This is a genomic window from Methylobacterium sp. Leaf113, from assembly GCF_001423325.1.
Lineage (GTDB): Bacteria > Pseudomonadota > Alphaproteobacteria > Rhizobiales > Beijerinckiaceae > Methylobacterium.
Genome location: NZ_LMNJ01000015.1, coordinates 36,841 through 58,659, shown reverse-complemented (window position 1 = coordinate 58,659; position 21,819 = coordinate 36,841). Strand labels below are relative to the sequence as shown.

The following is a 21,819-nucleotide window of genomic DNA, read 5'->3' as shown; positions in this document are numbered from 1 at the left end:
GCGGCGGGAGGGGTCCTCAGCGCGCCTTCAGCACCGCCCGGCAGGCGGAGGGAAGGGCGGCCATGGTCATCGGAGGCTTCGGGCGCGGCGGTTTCGTCGCCGGTTTCGGATTCAGGATCGCGTCGCTGAACCAGTAGGCCAGCTCCTCGCCGCAGCCGTCGCCGGAGGGCGGCGGGGCCTGGTCGCCGCACTGGTCCTGGCCCGCCGGGCAGGCGAGGCGGATGTGGTAGTGGTAGTTGTGCCCGTACATCGGCCGCACCTTCGAGAGCCAGGCCCGGTCGCCGCCGGCCTCGCGGCACAGGGCCTTCTTGATCGCCGGATTGACGAAGAGGCGCGCCACCTCGCGCTCCTGCGCGGTCATCCGGATCAGCTTGAGGTGCTCGGGAGTCCAGACCCGCGGATCGATGTCGAGGCGGTCGGCCCGGACCACGTTGGTGGCGGAGGTCTCCTCGCGTTCGGCCCGGCTCATGCGGTGATCGGGCATCGGGGTCAGCCAGATGTCGGCGTCGAGGCCGAGCTGGTGCGAGGCGTGGCCGGTGAGCATCGGGCCGCCGCGCGGCTGCGACATGTCGCCGACGAGGAGGCCGCTCCAGCCGATGCGAGGCGCCTTGGCGGCCAGCCGCTCCAGGAATTCCACCAGCGGCGGGGTGCCCCACATCCGGTTGCGCGACAGGCGCATCACCTGCCAGTTCGGCCCGTCGACGGCCAGCGCCTCGCCGCCCGAGAAGCAGCCCTTGGCGTAGGAGCCGTAGGCCTCGGCGGGGCCGGGAGCGGGCGTGGTGGCGCGGCCGAACAGGGCCTTGGCGGGGGTGTCCGGCGCGTCCGGATTGGCCAGTGGCGGCAGGGGTTTCGGGTTGACGCTGCCCCGGTCCTGGGCCTCGGCGCACAGGGGCAGCCCGAGGATTGGGGCGAGGAGCAGGAGGGTCGCGAGGCGGAGACGGAGGGTCAGCGGAAGGCTCCCGGAATCGCGTCCCCACCGAGCGGGGCGCCGTGAATCAGGCCGAGGATCCAGGCCGAGGTCGAGACCCCCGGGGTGAATCCTGGATCGTGGCGCCACGCTAGTCGATCGGGGCTCGGCCCGTCGAGGGCGCGCAGCGAAGGTTCGCGAACGCCCCCGGGTAGGACGGAGAAGCCCGGCCTAGTCCACCGGCGAGACGGCGATGCGGATCGAGTCCGCCGCGGCGTTGCTCACCAGCAGGGTGATGGGGGCGGTGCCGAGCTGGAAGCGCACGCTCTTTGCCAGCATCGGGCAGCCGTGCCGCTGCGTATGCGCCGTGGGCGGCCGGGTGGTGTGTCCGTCCTGGCTCACATCGACCCAGGCCCGGTCCGACAGGGTGACCTGATAGGCACCGGGCGCCAGCGGCGCATCGAGGTGGAGCACGCCCGCATAGGTGCCGGGCTTCGCCTCCCGCGATGGCGGGAAGGGCGACGCGACCTCCGCCAGAGGCTTCAGCCCGAGCAGAGCCGCCGGCATCGCTGCCGCCAGCTTGCCGCCGGATTCCACCCGCGGCAGGCCCGCGGCCGAGAACCAGGCCTGCTCGCGCAGGAGCGACCAGTCGAACTGCGTGCAGGCTGCCGGATCGGCGGTCGGCTGCTGCGCCTGCGCGGCGCTGGCGACCAATGCGAAAACCGCGATCGCGGCGATGCGGCGCATCGGCCTCAATCCACCGCGACCAGAACGTCGGAAGACTTCACCACCGCATAGGCGTCGCCGCCCACGGTCAGCTTCAGGCTGTCAACGGATTCGTTTGTGATCGAGGCGGTCACCAGCTGGCCGCCCGCGATCTCGATCTTCACGTGTGCCGTCGTGGCACCCTTCTCGACCGAGACGACCTTGCCCTTGAGGACGTTGCGCGCGCTGATCTTCATGAAACCATGATCCTTGAACTCTCTGGGGCCGGGCGAAGACGTTTCCTCCGGCGGATCGGGACGATGCCGCGCAGGCAGCCGTGGTGCAAGGCGGCGCGACGCAACCCTGCATCCGAGGTCGGGCCCGGAACCGGAGCGCCGCGGCCGCTCAGGCCTCGGGATCGTCCTCCGTCGCGGTTTCCACCTCGGAGACCCGGCGGCGCGACCCCCATTCGGCGAGCACCGCATTGAGGTCGTCGAGGACGAAGTGTCGGGCGCTGTCGCGATCGTAGCCCTCGTCCAGCAGGGTGTCGTACTCGGTGAAGACGTGGCGCCCATAGGCCACCAGGGCGAGCCAGGCGGCGGTCTCGGGCTGCGCATTGCGCAGGCCCGGGCTCGCCAGGGCGCGGTCGATCACCGCCTCGGTCTCGAAATCGGGCAGGCGTGGCGCGAGCCGCGCCAGCGCCGCGGCGACCACCTCGCGCCGGTTCATGCCTCGCCCTCCGTCACCGCCATCCGCCCGGGATCATCGATGCCCTCCGCTCCGCGCCCCGCCGAGGCGCTGGGGTGCGCGACCGCGCGGGAAAAGTCCACGCCTGTCAGGACTCCGGATGGCACGCCGTGCCCGGCACGGCCCCGGATGGCACGCCGTGCCCGGCACGGCCCCGGATGGCACGCCGTGCCTGGCACGGCCCCGGATGGCACGCCGTGCCCGGCACGGCTCCCGGATGGCACGTTGTTCGCTTGAGCAGGGCGCCGGACGTGCTGTCCCGGATCGGGTCGCCAGCGGACGACGCGCGGCCGCGCTCTGCTTCGCTCACCGCGTGTGCGGGGCCGAACCTATGCAAGCTTTGTGCGCTCTGCGCCCGAACTGATCTGTTTCAGAACGGGTTCTCGCGGCCCGAAAAGGCTCACTGATCCGCAGAGATCGCGTAGACGGCCGGATGAATTGCCTGCTGCTTTGCCGTGAATTGTTCGATAATAATTTCATGTCACATGTGTCGCGTCGGGCGACGGAGCCGGACCGCGCATCCGTTGACGGACCCTCTCGTGACCCAGGACAGTTCCGTTCTCATCGTCTCGGACAGACCGCAACTTGCGGCCCTGCTGTGCCGTGCCGTCGAGACCGTGGTGACCTGCCGCTGCATCGAGCCGTTCGAGTCCCTGCCGTCGGTGCTTCCCCTCGTGGCGGTGGTCGACATCGGCGGGGATGCCATGCTGGCGGCCACCTGGATCGCCCGGCTGCATGGCTCCCGCATCGCCAGCCTCCAGCTCACCAACCACCCTCCGGTCGGCGTGGGCCGGTCCGCCGCCGCCACCCGGACCCTCCCGTCGAACGCGCCCCGCACCGTGGTGCTCGCCGCCCTGTTCGGGCTCGTCGGGACCTGGCAGGCGGCGCGCCGGAGCAATGGGGTCAAGGCGGCGGCCAAGTTGCCGGCCAAGTTGCCGGGCGAGACGCCGGCCCATACGCCCACCGATGCGCCGGCCGAGATGATCCTCCCTCCGGCCGCGAAGGCACCGCGGCGGCGGAAGGTTCGCGCCACCGCCGAGCGGGCGCGGGCCGCCGTCGCCCTGGTGGCCGACGCCTTCCGGGCGGCCGAGGCCGGGCAGCCTCTGAACCCGCAGGAGATCGATGCGGGAACCGACCTCATCCTGGAGGCCGTCTCGGAGGCCGGCATCCGGACCTGGCTCGACGTGCTCCAGGGCCATGACCAGCAGCTCTATCAGCACTCCCTCAGCGTCGCGGGCTATGCCGCCGCCTTCGGGGCCGGCTTGAGGCTGGCCCGCGCCGACCAGAAGCGTCTCGCCCGCGCCGCCCTGCTGCACGATGTCGGCAAGGCCAAGATTCCCCTCGCGATCCTGAACAAGCCCGGCCGCCTCACCACGGCGGAAATGGCGGTGATGCGCACCCATCCGGCGCTCGGCGCCGACCTGCTGGGTGCCCAAAGCGGCTTCGACGCAGCGACCCTCGAGGTGGTGCGCTCCCATCACGAGATGCTGGACGGCAGCGGCTATCCGGACGGCCTCGCCGGGGCGGCGATCCCCGACCTCGTGCGCCTCGTCACGATCTGCGACATCCATTCGGCCCTGACCGAGCGGCGGCCGTACCGCGATCCGCTTCCCCACGGCGAGGCCTATGCGGTGATGCAGGGCATGCTGCCGAAGCTCGATTCCGACCTCCTGGCCGCCTTCCAGCGGCTGGTGCTGCAGGGCGCGCTGGCCGACGCCGTCGCCTGAGGTCCGAGGTCCGAGATCTGCAGATCTCGGCCCGGTGACCCCGAGGACAAAGCCCCCAAGGACGAAGCCCCCGAGCGCGAAGACCCCGAGCGCGAAGACCCCGAGGGATGAGGATTCCGGCACGATAATGCGTGTCGAACGCGTTCATCTCCCGATCCGTCGCGACTCAGAGAGATCCTCTCCGGCGCATCACGCATTCAAAAGAACGTTTCATTGATTCTCGGGCGCGCAACGGGCACGTTTTCGTCAGAACGGCGCTGCGAAAACACCGACAAACCGGTTGGTTTCACAGGGCCTATATCTCCCCCTGCTGAGCCAGGATCTTCGGAATATTCGTTGTCGTCCAACGTTCGTCTTGAGCGGTGACGCAATGCATCCGAAAAGCCCGACGCCAGATCTTTTCGACTGCGCCAATCGGATCGTTGAGCCCGAGCGCGTCGCCCACGAGAGTGAGCTCATGTCTGTGCCCCGCTTGTCACTGCCCCGCATCGTCGGCTTCACCGCCAATCTCCAGCGCCCGTCGAAGACCCGCGCTCTGGCCGAGGCGCTGGCCGAGGCGGTCGGAGCCCAGGTCCGGGCCGACATCCGCCTGTTCGACATGGTCGATGCCGGCACCGGCCTCGGGGCCGCCTGGTCGCGGGATCTGCTGCCGCTGCCGGCCCGCCGCATCGTCGAGGCCATCGAGGGCGCCGACGCGCTCATCGTCGGCTCGCCGGTCTACAAGGGCGCCTATACGGGCCTGTTCAAGCACCTGTTCGACTTCGTCGATCCGGCGGCTTTGGTGGGCAAGCCCGTGATTCTCTCGGCAACCGGCGGCGGCCCGCGCCACGCCCTCGTGGTCGAGCATTCCCTGCGTCCGCTCTTCGGCTTCTTCAGCGCCCACACCATCCCGAGCGCGGTTTACGGCTCGGACGCCGATTTTCGCGAGGGCGTCCTGGTCGATGACGGCGTGAAGGCCCGCATCGGCGACGCGGCGAACCAGCTCGCGGAACTCCTCACGGCGCGGGCCGCCCGCGCCGCGTCGCCGGAGGCCGATGCGCCGGTCTCGGCCTTCGCCAGCGCTGGTTGAGGGCGCGCCCGCAATGCTGTCCCGACGCAGCCTCCTCGCCGGTGCCGTGGCCGCCGCCATGCCCGGATCGGTCATCCTGCCGGCCGCCGCAGAAGCCGGCAGCTTTCGCATCGGCTACCAGAAGAACGGCATCCTCGTCGTCGCCAAGCAGCAGGGCACCATCGAGCGGGCGCTGAAACCCCTCGGGGTCACGGTGCGCTGGACCGAATTCTCGTTCGGGCCGCCGGTGCTCGAAGCGCTCGGCATGGGCGCCATCGATTTCGGCCAGACCGGCGCGCCGCCCCCGGTCTTCGCCCAGGCCGCCGGCAACACCCTCCTGTACGTTGCGGCCCAGGATGCCGGCGGCTCCGGCGAGGCGATCCTGGTACCGCAGGGCTCGCCGTTGACGACGCTCGCCGACCTCAAGGGCCGCCGCGTCGCCTTCGCCAAGGGATCGAGCGCCCACTACCTCGTCGTCCGCGCCCTGGAGACGGCGGGGCTGACCTACGGCGACATCGAGCCCGTGACCCTGGCGCCCGCCGATGCGGCGGCGGCCTTCGCGCGCGGCGCCGTGGACGCCTGGGCGATCTGGGACCCGTACTTCGCCATCGCCGAGCGCCAGCCCGGCACCCGCATCCTGGCCAGTGCCGCCGAGATCGAGAGGCCCACCAACTTCTTTCTCGGCAACCGGGACTTCACGCATGCCAACGCCCCCGTGGTCCAGGCGGCGGTCGCAGCCCTGGCTGAAGTGGCGGCCTGGTGCGAAGCGAATCGCCCGGAGGTGGCCGCCCTGCTGTCGAAGGGCACCGGCGTGCCCCTCGATGCGACCCGGCGCGCCGTCGACCGCAGCGTCTACGTCATCGCGCCGCTCAGCGAGGCCGTGATCGCCGGCCAGCAGCGCGTGGCCGACCGCTTCCAGGCCCTGGGCCTGATCGCCAACCCCATCCGCGTGCGCGACGCCGTGTGGACGCCGCCGGCACCTCCGGCAAGCAAGGGCTGACCCATGACTCCCTCTTTCGGCACCCGCACCCTCGAGCGTCTGACGCCCTGGCTCGTGCCCGCCGTGATCCTGCTCGGCTGGCAGGTCGCCGCCTCCACGGGCCTCGTCTCCACCCGGTTCATGCCGGCTCCCTCGGGGGTCGTCGCAGCGGGCTGGCAGGCGGCGCGCAGCGGCGAACTCTGGACCAACCTGTCGATCAGCTTCGCCCGTGCGGCCGTAGGCTTCCTCATCGGCGGCGGCATCGGCTTCGCGCTCGGCCTCGCCAACGGCCTGTCGCGCCTGTCCGAGCGCCTCACCGACACGACGTTGCAGATGATCCGCAACATCCCGCACCTGTCGCTGATCCCCCTGGTGATCCTGTGGTTCGGCATCGACGAGGAGGCCAAGCTCTTCCTCGTGGCGATCGGGGTGTTCTTCCCCGTCTACGCCAACACCCTGCACGGCATCCGCTCGGTCGACCCGCAGCTCGTCGAGATGGGCCGGGTCTACGGCATGTCGGCGACCACCCTGTTCACCCGCGTGGTCCTGCCCGGCGCGCTGCCCTCGATCTTCGTCGGCCTGCGCTACGCGCTCGGCATCATGTGGCTGACGCTGATCGTCGCCGAGACGATCTCGGCCTCGTCCGGCCTCGGCTACATGGCGATGCAGGCCCGCGAGTTCATGCTGGTCGACGTGGTGGTGCTGGCGATCGTGATCTACGCCGGCCTCGGCAAGGCTGCCGACGCCGTCACCCGCCTGCTGGAGCGCCGGTTCCTGGCCTGGAACCCGGCCTACCGGAACGCGTGATGCGCCGTTGGCGCCTCTCCTCCTCACCAAGCGGGAGGGAGCGCCAGACCTTCGACCAGACCTTCGAGGCGTGCCGCTTCACGCCAGCGGCGCTCCCAAAACCCCCTTCTCCCATTCGACGGTCCGCCCCATGCTCGCCACCGCCCTTCCTGTCCCTGACGATTCCCAGCTTCGCGAGGACACGCCGATCCGCGACCTGAAACCGCGTGGGGTCGCCGCCCCGAAGGCGCCGGCCCGGGTCGCGCCGCAGGCCTCCGCCACCGGCATCGGCGTCACGATCCGGGATTTGCGGAAGGACTTCGACGGCCACACGGTGATCGAGGGGCTGGACCTGCACATCCCGGCCGGGCAGTTCGTCGCCGTGGTCGGGCGTTCGGGCTGCGGCAAGAGCACCCTGCTGCGGCTGATCCTCGGCCTGGAGCAGCCGAGTGCCGGCCGCATCGCCCTCGAATCCGAGGCCCTGCGCACGCCTTCGAAGCGCATCATGTTCCAGGAGCCGCGCCTGCTGCCCTGGGCCCGCGTCGTCGACAACGTGGCGGTGGGTCTCGGCGAGGGGGGCCGCAAGGCCGAGCGGCGCGCCAAGGCCGAGGCGGCCCTGGCCGAGGTCGGCCTGTCCGAGAAGGCCGGCAACTGGCCCGCGACCCTGTCGGGCGGCCAGCGCCAGCGCGTGGCCCTGGCCCGCGCTCTCGTCAGCGGTCCCGGATTGCTCGCCCTCGACGAGCCGCTCGGCGCCCTCGACGCCCTGACCCGCATCGACATGCAGGCGATGATCGAGCGGATCTGGCGGGCGCAGGGCTTCACCGCCATCCTGGTCACCCACGACGTCGCCGAGGCCGTGGCGATGGCCGACCGCATCCTGGTGGTGGAGGCCGGCCGCATCGCCCTCGACGTGACGGTCGACGTGCCCCGGCCCCGACGCCGGGGCGACGCCGACCTCGCGGCTCTCGAAGGCCGCATCCTCGATCACCTGTTGTCCGAGCGCGCGCCGTCCTGAGCGCCGCCGCCTCCCACCACACGAGAGCCCCATGACTGGACAGACCGACGTTCTCTGGTTCCTCCCCACCCACGGCGACGGCCGCTTTCTCGGTGCGCAGGAAGGCGCCCGCGACGTCTCGATCGCCTATCTCCGCCAGATCGCCCAGGCGGCGGACGAGCTCGGCTATTACGGCGTGCTCCTGCCCACCGGCCGCTCCTGCGAGGATTCCTGGGTGGTGGCCTCGGCGCTGGCGCCCCTGACCAAGCGCCTGCGCTTCCTCGTCGCCGTGCGCCCCGGCCTGCAGGAGCCCGCGATGGCCGCCCGCATGGCCGCGACCCTCGACCGGATCTCGGACGGGCGCCTGCTGATCAACGTCGTCACGGGCGGCGACCCCGTCGAGCTGCGCGGCGACGGCGTCTTCCTCGATCATGACGAGCGCTACGTCGTCACCGACGAGTTCCTGCACATCTGGCGCGGGCTGATGTCGGGCGAGACCGTCAGCTACGCGGGCAAGCACCTCAAGGTCGAGGAGGGCCGGGTGATCTTCCCGCCCGTGCAGACGCCTTACCCGCCGCTCTATTTCGGCGGTTCGTCGCCGGCCGGCATCGAGGTCGCGGCCGAGCATTGCGAGGTCTACCTGACCTGGGGCGAGCCTCCGGCCGGCGTCGCGGAAAAGATCGCCAAGGCCCGCGAGGCGGCCGACCGCAAGGGCAAGACCTTCTCGTACGGCATCCGCCTGCACGTCATCGTGCGCGAGACCGAGGGCGAGGCCTGGGCCGCTGCCGAAAACCTGATCTCGCGCCTCGACGACGAGACCATCGCCAAGGCTCAGGCCACGCTCAAGCGCCAGGATTCGGTCGGGCAGAGCCGCATGATGGCCCTTCACGGGGGCGACCGCACCAAGCTCGAAGTGTCGCCGAACCTCTGGGCCGGCGTCGGCCTGGTGCGCGGCGGCGCCGGCACCGCCCTGGTCGGTTCGGCCGATCAGGTGGCCGACCGCATGAAGGAATACATCGACCTCGGCATCGACCGCTTCATCCTGTCGGGCTACCCGCACCTGGAGGAGGCCTACCGCTTCGCCGAGCTGGTCTTCCCGAAGCTCCCCCTGCGGGCCACCACCGGCGTCGCGCCCAGCAACGCCCGCAACAACGGCCCCTTCGGCGAGGTCATCGCCAACGACATCGTGCCCAGCCGCCGCATCGCGGCGCATTGAGGGGGCGACGTCCCCGGGCGACGAGAGCCCGGCGGACAGGAGAGCCACCGTCATTCCGGGGCGCCGCAGGCGAGCCCGGAATCCAGAGCCGCGACAGCGTCGGATTCTGCCGCACCTGTGTTTCTGGTTCCCGGACTCCGCTGCGCGGCTCCGGGATGACGGAGAGCAGATGGAAGCCGAGCGGCTGGGTTCATCCATCGGACATCGAGCCCGAGCATCCCCGCGTGAAGGAGCCCCCCATGCCCGCCGCCACCCGTGCCCTTGCGCTCCGCCCCGACGGCACGCGCCGCGCCTGGATTCTCCTCACCGCCCTGGCGCTGCTGACCTTCGGCACCCTGCACGCCCGCGCGGACGAGAAAGTCATCCGCATCGGCTATCAGAAATACGGCACGCTGGTGCTTCTCAAGGGCAAGGGCCTGCTGGAGCAGCGCCTGAAGCCGCTCGGCTACCGCGTCACCTGGGCCGAGTTCCCCTCGGGGCCGCCCCTGATGGAGGCGCTGAATGCCGGAGCCGTCGATCTCGGCTCGGCCGGCGAGGCCCCCCCGATCTTCGCCCAGGCCGCCAACCCGGACCTGCTCTATGTCGGGCACGAGCCGGCGGCGCCGAAGGGCGAGGCGATCCTGGTGGCGCAGGACAGCCCGATCCGCACGGTGGCGGACCTGCGCGGCCGGAAGATCGCCCTGAACAAGGGCTCGAACGTCCACTACTTCCTGGTCCGCGCCCTCGAGCAGGCCGGTGTGCCCTACGAGGCCGTGAGCCCGACCTTCCTGGCGCCGGCCGACGGGGCCGCCGCCTTCGCCCGGGGCGCGGTCGACGCCTGGGCGATCTGGGACCCCTTCCTGGCCTCGGGCGAGCGCAGCACCGGCGGGCGCATCCTCGTCGACGGCACCGGCCTCGTGCCGAATCGCCAGTTCTACCTCTCGACCCGCGCCTTCACGGCGGCCAACGGCCCGGCCCTCGACGCGACGCTCGCCGCCATCGGCGAGATCGATGCCTGGGCCAAGGACAACACCGACGCGGTGGCGGCCGAGCTCGCGCCCTCGGTCGGCATTCCGGCCCCGATCCTCACGGTGGCGCTGCGGCGCCTCACCTACGGGGTCACACCCCTGAACGCCGAGACCACCGCCGACCAGCAGCGCGTCGCCGACACCTTCCACCGCCTCGGCCTTCTGCCGAAGCCGCTTGATGTCGCCTCGGCGGTGCGCAAGCCCGGAAGCTGAGGGCTTGTTGCATCCTGTGGTTGCGTTCCGGTGAGCGAGGTTTAACCTCGGCGCCTCTCTGCGGATGGGAGGCGGGCATCGCTCAGGCCATGCGAATCTCATGACGGGACGGACGCTCGTCATCCTCCTCGGCGGGGCGGTCCTTCTCACGGTGACGACCTTGGTCGCCGTGCCGTTCTGGGCCGTCCTCACGGCCATGCCGGATCGGGCGCGGCCATCCCTCGTGCAGAACCTCCCGACCGAGTTTGCGCGGGGCGATGCGGCTTTTGCTGCGCGCATCGCCGACACATTCCCGCTCGGCTCGTCGGAAGGGGGCCTGATCTCGCGCCTGCGGGCCGAAGGTTTCAGCAGCGATCCGCCGGCCGCGAATCCGGCCGAAGGGCGTCGGGCGTGGTTCGTGCTCTCGGAGCCATCCTGCACCCTGACGTGGCGCGTAGGCTGGCGGGCGGAGGACGGACGCCTCGCTTCGGTGACCGGAGCGTATGGCGGAACCTGCCTGTGAACCGCGACCGGTCCGACAGGCTGACCACGCTCGCTCATCATCGCGGTGACCGCCGCACGCGCCGCCATCGTGGTCCTGCGCCTTCGCGATCCGAGACCGCCCGAACCGGTCCCGCGCGGTGCTTCGTTCCACGGCAGGCGGTGATCGACGCCGGCTCCCGTCCTGTGGCCGGCGCAAAGGCGGAAACGTCCCCAACCCGCCGGCGCGTCGGGCGGCCTCAGGCCGCCTTGCGGCGCAATGCGTTCAGGAACACGCTCTTCTGTTCGCGGGGCAGCATGACATAGTTCGTGCGGTCGGCCACGAACTCCTGGGCGCCGAAGGATTCCACCTCTTCGACCTGGAATCCCGGCAGGGCGCGCAGGCAGACATAGTCCAGCGATTCGATCAGGCGGGTCAGTTCCTCGCAGCGCTGCCGGCGCCGCAGCATCGTCGCCTGCTCGGCGACGTTCTGCCGTTCGACGAATGGCAGCACCTCGGACAGGATGAGCGGCCGGTCGCGCCCGATCGTGTCGACCAGGCCCTTGAGGACCTCCAGTTCGCCGCCCTCCACGTCGATCTTGATGATCCCGACGGTGTCCGTCCCCAGGGTCGCCAGCACCTCGTCGCCTCGGCTGACATAGATGAACCGCTCGTAGGAACGCTGATTCGCGCCGGTCCAGAAGCCCTGCACGATGGTGGCCTGGGGATCGACCGCGCTCGAATAGTAAAACGGCACCAGGCAGGCCTGATCGCTGAGGCCAAAGGGGATGATCTTGCATCCCTTGATCGCGTTGGCGTCGATCAGATCATACACGTAAGCGCAGCAGGGAACCGACGCCTCGAAGCCGACATAGGCCCGCGACGGCTCGATGGACTTCATCTTGAGAAGGATCTGCCCGACATTGACCCCCACATCGACGAAGAGTCCCGGATTCAATTTCAAAGACAATTCAATGAAATCGTGGAAGTAATCTTCGTATGACTTCAGATGTTGGGAATGAAAGCTTTTGTTGACCGGAATGTTGAATTTTGTCCCCGATATCATTGCCTTTTTGTAGCTGCCCTCTTTATAGAAAACCGATTTCAGTATATCTTTTGCTTTTGAGGCGGCTGAAGACATCGTCTATAGTCCCGGATGGATTGAAAAAGCCATCAAGGTCGATATCATCCGCAGATTGATCCGCAAGGCGAATGCGTACTTAAAATTGCTGATCCATCGCCTGTTGCGCGCCAGACACAGGCGATGATCCCGAGTTGAACGGGTGCAGTCTGGACATGAGAGCGCTCCAACGACGCGTCAGGCGGCTGCATCGGCGGCCATCTGCTCGCGCGAGACCGGAGGATTGGGGCGACGGCGGTGGCCGGACTGCGCAGGGCCGGATCGTGACGCGCCGAAAAGGTTGAGGCGACGGTGGCTCGCGCGATTCAGGCCTGTGCACGAGGCATCATGCCGACTTCAGCAGCCGGATTTCGGCCGACCGCCGGCGCGACGCTCCGGGCGCGGCCATCCCGCCCACGGCAGGGATGGCCGCCTGACCGGTGCGGACGGTGTCGATCGGGCGTCCCGCCCGATCGCTCGATGCGTCAGCCGGCCTTCGCACCGGCTCCGCGATCGCCCTGCGCCGTCAGGCGCTCGAGGAAGGCAGCGGCGAGGCGGCCGCGCTCGGCCGGGTCGTCGTGGCCCTGACGCAGGAGCACGCGGTTGTCCCGGCGCTCGATATGGGCGTGGGCCGGCACGGCCAGCGGCGGCGCGTTGGGCCGGAGGTCGGCCGCCAGACCCTGCGGGCCGCCGCTGAGGCGATGGATGCCGAGCGCCAGGCAGCCGACCCGGAGCCGGGCGAGGGCGATCAGGTCCTCGAAGGGCGTGGGCGGCGGGCCGAAGCGGTCGACCACCTCGCTGCGCAGGGCCTCGACCTCTTCTGGATTGGTGAGGCGCAGGGTGCGGGTATAGAGGCTCAGCCGCACTTCGGGCTCGGGCACGTAATCCGCCGGCACGGAGCCGGAGAGGCCGAGGCGGATCTCGGGGTTCCAGTCCTCCGCCGGCTCGCCCTTGGCCGCCCGCAGGGCCAGGTGCAGCAGGTGCTGGTACAGCCCCAGGCCGATCAGCTTGACGTGGCCGGCCTGGTTCTCGCCGACGAGGTCGCCCGCGCCGCGCAGGTCGAGATCGCGGGCGCTGATGGCGAAGCCCGCACCAAGGCGGTCGAGGGCCTCCAGGGTCCGCAGGCGTTTCTCGGTGGCGGACGACAGCGGCCGGTCCGGGCGGTGCAGCAGATAGACGACGCCGCGGCGCTGGCCACGCCCGACCCGGCCGCGCAGCTGGTGCAGCTGCGACAGGCCGAAGCGCTCCGCATCCCAGACCAGCATGGTGTTGGCGCGCGGTACGTCGAGTCCGCTCTCGATGATGCTGGTGGCGAGCAGCACATCGCCCTCGCCATCGGCGAAGCGCACCATCACGTCATCCATCTCGGCGGCCTTGAGCTCGCCATGGGCCACCATGGTCGTCAGGTCCGGCACCAGCTTGGCGAGGCGCGCCGTCATCGGGGCGATGTCCTCGATGCGCGGGCAGACGACGAAGCTCTGGCCGCCGCGCCGATGCTCGCGCATCAGCGCGTCCCGCATCGCCGCGTCCTCGAAGGCGGCGATCACGGTGCGGATGGGCTGCCGCACGGAGGGCGGCGTGGCGATGATGCTGAGGCTCTGGAGGCCGACCAGGGCGCTCTGCAGGGTGCGGGGGATCGGTGTCGCGGTCAGCGTCAGCACGTGGCCGTCGCCGGCCGCCTGACGCAGGCCCTCCTTGATCTTGGTGCCGAAGCGCTGCTCCTCGTCGATGACCATCAGGCCGAGATCGGCGAAGGCCACACCCTTGGCCGCGAGGCAGTGGGTGCCGACCACGAGACGGATCGAGCCGTCGGCGAGCCCGGCCTTCACCCGCTTGGCATCCGCCGGCGAGACGAGGCGCGAGAGGTGCGCGACCTCCACGCCGAAGCGCGCGAAGCGCCGGGTGAAGGTCTGCACGTGCTGGCGCGCCAGGACGGTGGTGGGAGCGACGATCGCCACCTGCTTGCCGGCAAACACCGCGGCGGCGGCGGCGCGCAGGGCCACCTCGGTCTTGCCGAAGCCGACATCGCCGCAGACGAGGCGGTCCATCGGCCGGCCGGAGGCGAGGTCGGCCATCACGCCGCTCACCGCTCCGGCCTGGTCGGCCGTCAGGGCGAAGCCGAACCCGGCGGCGAAGCGCTCCATCTCGCGGTCCGGCGGCGCCAGCACCGGTGCGCGGACCGCCCGGCGCTTCTCGGCATCCGCCAGCATCACCCGGGCGGCCCGGGCCATGCAGGCCTCGGCTTCGAGGCGACGACGGCCCCAGGATCCGCCTTCCAGCTTGTCCAGGGTCACGGCCTCGGCCTCGGAGCCGTAGCGCCAGATCCGGTCGGCCTGGGACACCGGAACCATCAGGATGCCGTCCCCGGCAAAGCGCAGGCGCAGGGCGTCTTCCTGGCCGCCGGTGCCGGTGCTCACCGCCTCCAGCCCCTCGAACACGCAGAGCCCGTTGTCGCGGTCGACCGCGACGTCGCCGATCCGCAGCTCCACCTCGCCGATGGGCAGGATGGCGCTCGGGCCTCCACTCGCCACGGTGGCGGCGCGTGCCCCGAAGAGATCGGCGGCGGCGATCACCGCCATGCCCTGGTCCGGCACCCGGAAGCCGGCCTCGATCGGGGCTTCCAGGATGAGCAGGGCGCCGGGCTTGGCCGCGGTCGCCTCGGCCCAGGCGCCCACCGGGCGGGCCTTGCGGCCGAGCGCCCGCTCGGCGATGCGCACCAGCCGCGCCAGAGGCTCGGCCGGCCCCGTGAGAAGGATGCGGTCGCCCGCCGTGAGGCGCTCGCGCAGGGTCTCGGCCAGCGCGGTGTTCGGCCGGGCCTTGCGCACGAAGGCCGGCATGGTGAGATCCTCGCCCTCCGCCGTCTCGGCGTCGGCGACGCGCCGCGCCGCGAGCTGGGTCGCCCAGGCCTCGGGGCTCAGGTAGAGGCCGCCATCGTCGGCCGCCCCGCGCCGGGACCGGGCTGCGGATTCCCGCCCCTCGGCGATCTGCTCGAAGAAGGCCTGCGCCCGCTCTTCGGCCCCCTCCTCGACGACGAGGCGGGCGTCGGGCACCTGGTCGAGCACGGTGACGAGGGCCGGATAGAACCGGGCGAGGCCGTGCTCCTGCCCGGTGAAGGGCTCCAGCCGGTGCTCCGAGCCCTCGGTCAGGAGGATCTCGGTGGCGGGATCGATGACGAGGACCTCGGCATCGGCCAGCGAGCGCTGCGAGACCGGGTCGTAGGAGCGGATCGCCGTGACCCGGCCGGCTTCGTACTCGATGCGGCAGGGCCGGTCGGCGGCGGCCGGGAAGACGTCCACGGTGCGGCCCCAGACCGCGACCTCGCCGGGCTCGTCGACCCGGTCGTCGAGGATGTAGCCGAGGCGCTGCAGGGCATCGGTGATCGCGGGCGGATCGAGGGCGTCGCCGATGCGGATCTCCAGGTGGGCGCCCGCCCAGGTCTCGGCCGGGGGCACGCGCTGGATCAGCGCCGGGGCGGTGGTGAGCACGATGTCGGGCAGGGCCGCGGTGTCGGTGAGCCAGCGCAGCACGCCGGTGCGCGCCCCCATCACCCCGCGCGAGGGCGAGGCCCGGTCGTAGGGCAGGCAGTCCCATTCCGGATAGAGGGCGACTGTGCGATCCGGCGACAGCGCCCGGAGGATGCCCGCGATGGCCTCCAGGCGATGGCTTTCGCGGGCCATGTGGATCAGGGGCCTGCCGCACTCGGTCAGCCCCAGGAGGGCCACCGCGAGGGCGCCGGTGGGCACGAGGGGCGCGACGATCTCGGCACTGGCGGGGGCCGGGGCCGGCTCGGTCCGCTTGGGCGCGACGGCGTTGCGACCGGCGGCCTTGCGGGGGCGGGTTCTGGATTCAGACGTGTTCGGCGCGGATGTTTTCGACGCGGGTGTTTTCGACGCGGGTGTTTTCGACGTGGGTGTTTTCAACGTGGGCGTTTTCGGCGTGCGTGCCGGAGCGGGGGAAGCGTGTGCGGAAGACGTCTCGGTCCTGCGTTTTGCCATCGGAGAGGTGCGCTGCCCGGCTTGAGATCTGGACTCAGGCAACGCGGTCCAAGGGGGCCGGGCTCCGTCATTCCGCCCGCCGTCCCCAGTTTGTCGCAGCACCCTCTGGGTGACCTGTGGGTGACCTGTGCACAGATCCTTGGATGCCCTCTTAGACGCCTTTTCGGATCACATCTCCGGGTCGGGCGACGCCTCGAGGCGACCGTCCGCGATGGCCGCCCGGAAGGTGGCGTAGTCGGCCTCGTTCTGGTCGCCATAGGCGAAGGCCCAGTCGGCCAGGGCCTCGCGCAGGTCGCATTGACGGTCGCGGCCGCAATAGCCCGCGATGGCGGCCGCATCCCCGGTGCGCGCATGCGCCCGGGCGAGCAGGGCGCCGTAGGCCCAGGAGAAGTAGATCAGCGGCTGCCCGGTCAGGCCCGCCACCGGGATGTCGCCCTTCATGTTCTTCATCTGGCGCACGTAGAACGGCCGCCCGTCGATGGTGGTCCAGCCGAGCAGCGGATCGCCCACCGCCTGGAGCAGGCGCTGGCCGTAGATCACCCGCTCGCCCTCGTGGTCGCCGTAGGAATCCGGCATCCCGGACAGGTAGGGCGCGTGGGCCGGCGTCACCGCCTCCTTGACCTGGAGGAAGAGCACGTCCTGGTCGGAATTGCCGCACAGGAGCGCCACGTAGGCCCGGGTGCCGACGCTGCCGACGCCGACGACCCGGTGGGCGACGTCGACCACGTGGTAGCGGCTCAGCATGAAGCGGCGCTCGCGCGGCAGGGTCTCGGCGTAATGCTCCAGCCCGCCGATCACCGCCTCCCGGGTCTCGGCATCGACGCCGGTGAGAATGGGAGGGGCCTCCTTGAAGCGCCAGCCGCCATCGGTGCGGCGCTCGCCGACCCGGGCGAGCAGGCTCTTGTTGTGCTTCTTGCGCGCCTTCTCCACCGCCCGGGCGATGACCGCCTTGGAATCTTCGTCGATGGAGAGGCCGGCGAAGTCGAGCTGGTCGGCCCGCGCCGCCTGATGCCAGACGTCGAGGGGGCCCTGCGGCGCCAGTTCGGTCATGGTGTGCTGGTAGCCCGCCACCGCCGCGAGGGCAGCCTCGCGGCGCTCGGGCTTGGCGACGCCGTCGGTCCGGGCCGCCACCTCGATGCTGGCCACGAGGCGCTTCAGGTCCCATTCCCACGGGCCGATCGTCACCTCGTCGAAATCATTCAGGTCGAGGACGATGTCGCGCTGAGGCGTGCCGAACAGGCCGAAATTGGCCAGATGCGCGTCGCCGTTCATCACCACCGCGATGCCGCTGCGCGGGGTATGGGCGAGGTCCCACGCCATCACGTGCGCCGCGCCGCGCAGGAAGGCGAAAGGCGAACTCGCCATCCGGGCGACCCGGAGCGGGATCAGGTGCGGCTGGCGCCCGTCATGCGCCGCCTCGATCAGCGAGACGGGGTCGGGCCGGTTGGCGGGCGGGTGCCACGCTCCGTGAGCCGCGTGCGGCACCGCCTCGCGCAGAGCCTTGCCGGCGTGGCGGCGCTTGTCCCAGGGCTCGCCCGCCTCGCGCAGGTTGATGCGCGGAATGTCGGCGAGCGGCGCCAGCAGGATGTCGTCGGCCTGAGGCTGCATTTCGGTCGCGCGCGACGCGTCAGCGCGCAGGCTGACATCCTGGGGGCATTCCATGCATGGTCCTCACGCGCGAATTCGTGAAGGACAAATCTTGACCGTTTCGGATCGTTCCCGGGGCAACACGTCTCAGCGGGGGGATTCATCCCGAGCCGGGACGGTGCGCCCCGTGCATCGGCGGCCTCGCGCAAGTCGACGTTGTGCGGACCGGGCGGAGAGGTCGGATGGAGGCCGGGGTCCGGATTTGAACCGGACGTGCGAATCCTTGCGGGGATCCTGGCTCGACACTCACCCACCTGGCCGAGGGCTATCAATCATGGTGGTCTTGACGATGCAAGCGGGCCTCGTCTTACGGGCGCAGGAACGGTTTCGAAGTCATGAACGACACATCCATCAGCTTTGCTCGCCTCGACTTGCCGTTCCTCCAGATCGGGTCGCGCGATGCTTGGCTGACGCCGGCCGATGCGGGTGCCGGAGGCCCGGTCCGTCCCACAGGACCGTCGGCGATTGACCCGCGCGGGCAAACCGCGTTCTTGAGCGCGGGATTGAGGAGTGCCAGAACGATGTCCGTAACGACCGTGCCGACGACGCCCTTCGACGACCAGAAGCCGGGCACGTCCGGCCTGCGCAAGAAGGTGCCGGTTTTCCAGCAGGCACGCTACGTCGAGAACTTCGTCCAGGCGATCATCGACTGCATTCCCGACCGGGCGGGCGCCACCCTGGTGCTCGGCGGCGACGGCCGCTTCCTCAATCGGCAGGTGGTGCAGACCACCCTGCGGATCGCGGCGGCCAACGGCTTTTCCCGCGTGCTCGTCGGCCGGGGCGGCCTGCTCTCGACGCCCGCCGCCTCCTGCGTCATCCGCAAGCACGGCGCCATCGGCGGCATCATCCTGTCGGCGAGCCACAACCCGGGCGGCCCGGACGGCGATTTCGGCATCAAGTACAACACCGCCAATGGCGGCCCGGCCCCCGAGGGCGTGACGGCAGCGATCTACGCCCGCACCCAGGCCCTCACCGAATACCGCATCGTCGAGGGGCCGGACCTCGACCTCGACACCCTCGGCGAGACCCGGATCGGCCCCATGACCGTGGCGGTGATCGATCCGGTCGCCGATTACCTCGCGCTGATGCGCGACCTCATCGATTTCGACGCCATCACCCGGCTGTTCGCCGGCGGCTTCCGCATGCGCTTCGACGCCATGAGCGCGGTCACCGGCCCCTACGCCCACGCCATCCTGGAGGGTGTGTTCGGGGCGCAAGCCGGCACCGTGGTCAACGGGACGCCGCGGGAGGATTTCGGCGGGCATCATCCCGACCCGAACCCGGTCCACGCCCATGACCTCTACGACCTGATGCTGAGCGCCGACGCGCCCGATCTCGGCGCGGCCTCGGACGGCGACGGCGACCGCAACATGATCGTGGCGCCGGGCCTGTTCGTGACCCCGAGCGACAGCCTCGCGATCCTGGCCGCGCATGCGCACCTGGCCCCCGGCTACGCGCAGGGACTCGCCGGCGTCGCCCGCTCGATGCCGACCAGCCGGGCGCTGGACCGGGTCGCGGCCTCCCTGGAGATCAAGGCCTACGAGACCCCCACCGGCTGGAAGTTCTTCGGCAACCTGCTCGATGCCGGTCTCATCACCCTCTGCGGCGAGGAGAGCGCCGGCACCGGTTCGAACCACGTCCGGGAGAAGGACGGCCTCTGGGCGGTGCTGATCTGGCTCAACATCCTGGCGGTCACGGGCAAGCCGGCCCAGGACGTGGTGCGGGGCCACTGGGCGCAGTTCGGGCGCGACTACTACACCCGGCACGATTACGAGGAGATCGAGTCCGCGGCCGCCAAGCGCCTGATGGAGGGCCTGCGCGCCAAGCTCGCGACGCTGCCCGGCACCAAGCTCGGCGACCTCACCGTCGCGGCGGCGGACGACTTCCGCTACGTCGATCCCGTCGACGGCTCGGTCACCGAGCAGCAGGGCATCCGCGTCACCTTCGCGGACGATGCCCGGGTGGTCTACCGTCTGTCCGGCACCGGCACGGCGGGCGCGACCCTGCGGGTCTATCTTGAGCGCTACGAATCCGCCCCCGACCGGCTCGAATTGCCGGTGGCGGAGGTGCTCGCCCCGGTGGTGGCGGTGGCGAACGCGCTGGCCGACATCGCCGCCCTCACCGGCCGCTCCGAGCCGAGCGTCATCACCTGAGCCGAAGCCATGCCTGATCCGGGACGATCGGCGCCCGGAACAGGACCGGGCGTCGCGTCCTTAGTCCTCGCATCGACCCCCGATGCGAGGAGACCGGCTCACCATGAAGCTGCACGGCAAGCGCGCGCTGATCACCGGCGCGGATTCAGGGATCGGCCAGGCGGCGGCCGAGCTGTTCGCCCGCGAAGGCGCCGACGTGGCGATCACCTACCACACCGATGCGGACGGAGCCCGCGAGACCGCGCGCCGGGTCGAGGCGGCGGGCCGGCGCTGCCTCGTGATCCAGAACGATGTCGGCGACCCGGCCTCGGTGGAGGCGACCTTCGCGGCGGTCGCCCGCGACCTCGGCGCCCTCGACATCCTGGTCAACAATGCCGGCCAGGCCATGAGCGGCATGCCGGTGGCCGAGATGGACGACGCCACGCTCGAGCGGATCCTGCGCGTCAACCTGATGGCGCCGGTCTTCTGCGCCCGGGCCTTCATCAAGGTCCGGCGCGCCGCGGGCGGACGCGGCAAGATTGTCATCGTCTCCTCGGTGGCCCAGCACCTGCCGACCCCGGAGAGCGCCCCCTACGGCATGTCCAAGGCCGGCGTCGGCTCCCTCTGCCGCAGTCTGGCGCGGGAACTGGCCGAGGATCGGATCAACGTCAACAACGTGGCGCCCGGCCTGATCGAGACGCCGATGACGAGCGACCGCTTCGAGAACCCGGACAAGCTCGCCCAGTCCCTGGACCGCATCCCCTGGCACCGGGCCGGCCAGCCGGACGAGATCGCCAAGGCGATCCTCTACCTCGCCTCGGACGATTCCGACTACGTCACCGGGCACACCCTGGTGGTCGACGGCGGCCTGACCATGCAGTGGGGCGGCGCCTGAGGCGCGGGTTGTGGATAGTGGAGCTTGGGCGACTGTCCAGGCCGCCGAAGCCCGACGTTCGGGACCGTCTGCGTCCGACCCAACCCGGTCGCCTGGTTCACTACGGGCGCTTCTCCTAAGCGGTCGTTCGTCGGCCGTCCGGCAACCTCGGCTCGGGGTGGGTATCAGCCCTTTGGTTCAGCGTGCGTGACAAGTGCCGGACCCATAGTTGTCACGCTAGGCTCCTCATCACAAACGACTTCAAGGCAGTGCGCGTCTGTTGCGATGAAATAACTTGACCGCTGTTCAGAACCTCCTGCCATGAAAACAAGGAAACTCTCATCCGACCATTTGTGCCCCCGCGCTCGGAAAGTTGTTTTGGCTGGACGCGGATCAGCACTCGAAGCGCCCCATAATTCCAAAAGGCCGTTCTCATCCAGCATGCGGAATGCAATTACGCTCTGAAATGCAAACCGTATGATTGCTTTCTTATCAGTTGAAACGAAATCTGCTTCTAAGCTGTGGTCGTGGCCTGGGTTCGTGGACGGTAACGAGTAGCTGGTACCGTCTTTTGCAAAGGTAACTAGCGGGGCCCCGACATCAAAACTCAATCTTCCAAGCCATAAGTCGTCGTTCTCGACATCCGTAGGCCACGGAGAGAATACAACGCCAGTTGGGGTTTGATCCGTCATGGATGGAACGGGTTGATCGCGCGTCATGCACGGTATCTAGCCATCATTGCTGGAGGTCTGCAAAGGATCGTGAGTGGCCCCGCGGCTATGTCCGCTTCCATGCATCTGCCGTCCAGGACCGGACGGGCAGGAAACCACCCAACTCGGACGGTCGGCCCGCGTTCCGAACGGTGGAGATATCCCGCTACCGCGGGTTCCGCCAGGTGGTCGTGGCGGGCGCCGTCGTGACCGGCGTGAGGCTGCCGGTGGCGGCTGGTCCGGCCGCGCGGACCGGGGCGGCGCTTTCCTCGGCCACGTGCAGCCTGCGCGGTGCCACGGAGGCCCGGCGGGCGGCGCGGACCCGGCGGCGGCGCGGGCGGGGGCTCTCGGAGGTGGCGCCGATATAGCCGCCGACGATGCCGCCGACGACCGCGCCCACCGGTCCGCCGACCAGGGCGCCGGCCACCGCGCCGGTGCCGACGCCCACCGTGGTCTTGCTCGCGGCGAGCGCAGCCTGCGGCGCCGCGAGCGCGCCCGCGAGCAGAAGCGCGGTGGTGATTGCCTTCATGATGACCCTAACCCCCTGATTCC

General features: G+C 70.2%; 20 protein-coding genes and 1 tRNA gene. 11 read left to right on the top strand and 10 right to left on the bottom strand.

The window, feature by feature from the left end:
* Positions 1-16: 16 nt before the first annotated feature.
* The 4 genes from mepA to ASF60_RS11995 all read right to left on the bottom strand — a co-directional run bounded on the left by mepA (position 17) and on the right by ASF60_RS11995 (position 2,341).
* The gene (gene mepA / locus ASF60_RS12010) at positions 17-949 is read right to left on the bottom strand and encodes a penicillin-insensitive murein endopeptidase (protein ID WP_082507915.1); all 933 of its coding nucleotides are present in this window, start codon (positions 947-949) and stop codon (positions 17-19) included.
* 189 nt (positions 950-1,138) lie between these two features.
* Complete coding sequence (locus ASF60_RS12005) at positions 1,139-1,654, bottom strand: hypothetical protein (protein ID WP_056184742.1); 516 nt, start codon at positions 1,652-1,654, stop codon at positions 1,139-1,141.
* 5 nt (positions 1,655-1,659) lie between these two features.
* Positions 1,660-1,869, bottom strand: a complete 210-nt coding sequence (locus ASF60_RS12000; protein WP_056184741.1) for a TOBE domain-containing protein — start codon at positions 1,867-1,869, stop codon at positions 1,660-1,662.
* Between the two features lie 148 nt (positions 1,870-2,017).
* The gene (locus ASF60_RS11995) at positions 2,018-2,341 is read right to left on the bottom strand and encodes a DUF2293 domain-containing protein (RefSeq protein ID WP_056184739.1); all 324 of its coding nucleotides are present in this window, start codon (positions 2,339-2,341) and stop codon (positions 2,018-2,020) included.
* A 557-nt stretch (positions 2,342-2,898) separates the two neighbouring features.
* On the opposite strand from ASF60_RS11995, the gene ASF60_RS11990 reads away from it, so the two are divergent.
* The 8 genes from ASF60_RS11990 (at position 2,899) to ASF60_RS11955 (ending at position 10,831) form a co-directional block, all read left to right on the top strand.
* Entirely contained in the window at positions 2,899-4,086 is a 1,188-nt protein-coding gene (locus tag ASF60_RS11990) for an HD-GYP domain-containing protein (RefSeq protein ID WP_244478402.1), read from the top strand.
* A gap of 457 nt (positions 4,087-4,543) precedes the next feature.
* Entirely contained in the window at positions 4,544-5,155 is a 612-nt protein-coding gene (gene msuE, locus ASF60_RS11985) for an FMN reductase (protein ID WP_200935815.1), read from the top strand.
* A gap of 13 nt (positions 5,156-5,168) precedes the next feature.
* A complete protein-coding gene (locus ASF60_RS11980) occupies positions 5,169-6,134 on the top strand; it encodes an aliphatic sulfonate ABC transporter substrate-binding protein (RefSeq protein WP_056184735.1) in 966 nt (321 codons plus the stop codon).
* 3 nt (positions 6,135-6,137) lie between these two features.
* Positions 6,138-6,920, top strand: a complete 783-nt coding sequence (gene ssuC / locus ASF60_RS11975) for an aliphatic sulfonate ABC transporter permease SsuC (protein WP_056184733.1) — start codon at positions 6,138-6,140, stop codon at positions 6,918-6,920.
* A gap of 130 nt (positions 6,921-7,050) precedes the next feature.
* Positions 7,051-7,914, top strand: a complete 864-nt coding sequence (locus tag ASF60_RS11970; RefSeq protein ID WP_082507910.1) for an ATP-binding cassette domain-containing protein — start codon at positions 7,051-7,053, stop codon at positions 7,912-7,914.
* A 31-nt stretch (positions 7,915-7,945) separates the two neighbouring features.
* Complete coding sequence (ssuD, locus tag ASF60_RS11965) at positions 7,946-9,109, top strand: FMNH2-dependent alkanesulfonate monooxygenase (RefSeq protein WP_056184731.1); 1,164 nt, start codon at positions 7,946-7,948, stop codon at positions 9,107-9,109.
* 239 nt (positions 9,110-9,348) lie between these two features.
* On the top strand, positions 9,349-10,329 hold the full coding sequence (locus ASF60_RS11960) for a sulfonate ABC transporter substrate-binding protein (protein ID WP_056184729.1): 981 nt from the start codon (positions 9,349-9,351) through the stop codon (positions 10,327-10,329).
* Between the two features lie 100 nt (positions 10,330-10,429).
* Positions 10,430-10,831, top strand: a complete 402-nt coding sequence (locus ASF60_RS11955; protein ID WP_056184727.1) for a hypothetical protein — start codon at positions 10,430-10,432, stop codon at positions 10,829-10,831.
* Between the two features lie 217 nt (positions 10,832-11,048).
* Here ASF60_RS11955 and ASF60_RS11950 read toward each other — a convergent pair whose 3' ends face one another.
* Together ASF60_RS11950 and ASF60_RS11945 are read right to left on the bottom strand one after the other, a co-directional pair.
* Complete coding sequence (locus ASF60_RS11950; RefSeq protein WP_082503683.1) at positions 11,049-11,930, bottom strand: FkbM family methyltransferase; 882 nt, start codon at positions 11,928-11,930, stop codon at positions 11,049-11,051.
* A 464-nt stretch (positions 11,931-12,394) separates the two neighbouring features.
* On the bottom strand, positions 12,395-15,631 hold the full coding sequence (locus ASF60_RS11945) for a helicase-related protein (RefSeq protein ID WP_056184808.1): 3,237 nt from the start codon (positions 15,629-15,631) through the stop codon (positions 12,395-12,397).
* A 130-nt stretch (positions 15,632-15,761) separates the two neighbouring features.
* On the opposite strand from ASF60_RS11945, the gene ASF60_RS24425 reads away from it, so the two are divergent.
* Complete coding sequence (locus ASF60_RS24425; RefSeq protein ID WP_156634049.1) at positions 15,762-15,929, top strand: hypothetical protein; 168 nt, start codon at positions 15,762-15,764, stop codon at positions 15,927-15,929.
* A 143-nt stretch (positions 15,930-16,072) separates the two neighbouring features.
* Here ASF60_RS24425 and ASF60_RS11935 read toward each other — a convergent pair whose 3' ends face one another.
* Positions 16,073-17,512 (bottom strand): DUF2252 domain-containing protein, encoded by a 1,440-nt coding sequence (locus tag ASF60_RS11935; protein WP_056184806.1) that lies wholly within the window; start codon positions 17,510-17,512, stop codon positions 16,073-16,075.
* A 222-nt stretch (positions 17,513-17,734) separates the two neighbouring features.
* A tRNA-OTHER gene (locus ASF60_RS24420) sits at positions 17,735-17,811 on the bottom strand.
* Between the two features lie 261 nt (positions 17,812-18,072).
* Here ASF60_RS24420 and ASF60_RS11930 point away from each other — a divergent pair.
* Positions 18,073-19,704, top strand: coding sequence for an alpha-D-glucose phosphate-specific phosphoglucomutase (locus tag ASF60_RS11930; RefSeq protein ID WP_056184720.1), 1,632 nt, complete (start codon positions 18,073-18,075; stop codon positions 19,702-19,704).
* Between the two features lie 103 nt (positions 19,705-19,807).
* On the top strand, positions 19,808-20,578 hold the full coding sequence (locus ASF60_RS11925; protein ID WP_056184718.1) for an SDR family NAD(P)-dependent oxidoreductase: 771 nt from the start codon (positions 19,808-19,810) through the stop codon (positions 20,576-20,578).
* Between the two features lie 164 nt (positions 20,579-20,742).
* On the opposite strand, the gene ASF60_RS24415 is transcribed toward ASF60_RS11925, so the two are convergent.
* Together ASF60_RS24415 and ASF60_RS11920 are read right to left on the bottom strand one after the other, a co-directional pair.
* On the bottom strand, positions 20,743-21,276 hold the full coding sequence (locus tag ASF60_RS24415; protein ID WP_156634047.1) for a hypothetical protein: 534 nt from the start codon (positions 21,274-21,276) through the stop codon (positions 20,743-20,745).
* 157 nt (positions 21,277-21,433) lie between these two features.
* Complete coding sequence (locus ASF60_RS11920) at positions 21,434-21,796, bottom strand: hypothetical protein (protein ID WP_082503686.1); 363 nt, start codon at positions 21,794-21,796, stop codon at positions 21,434-21,436.
* Between the last annotated feature and the right edge of the window lie 23 nt (positions 21,797-21,819).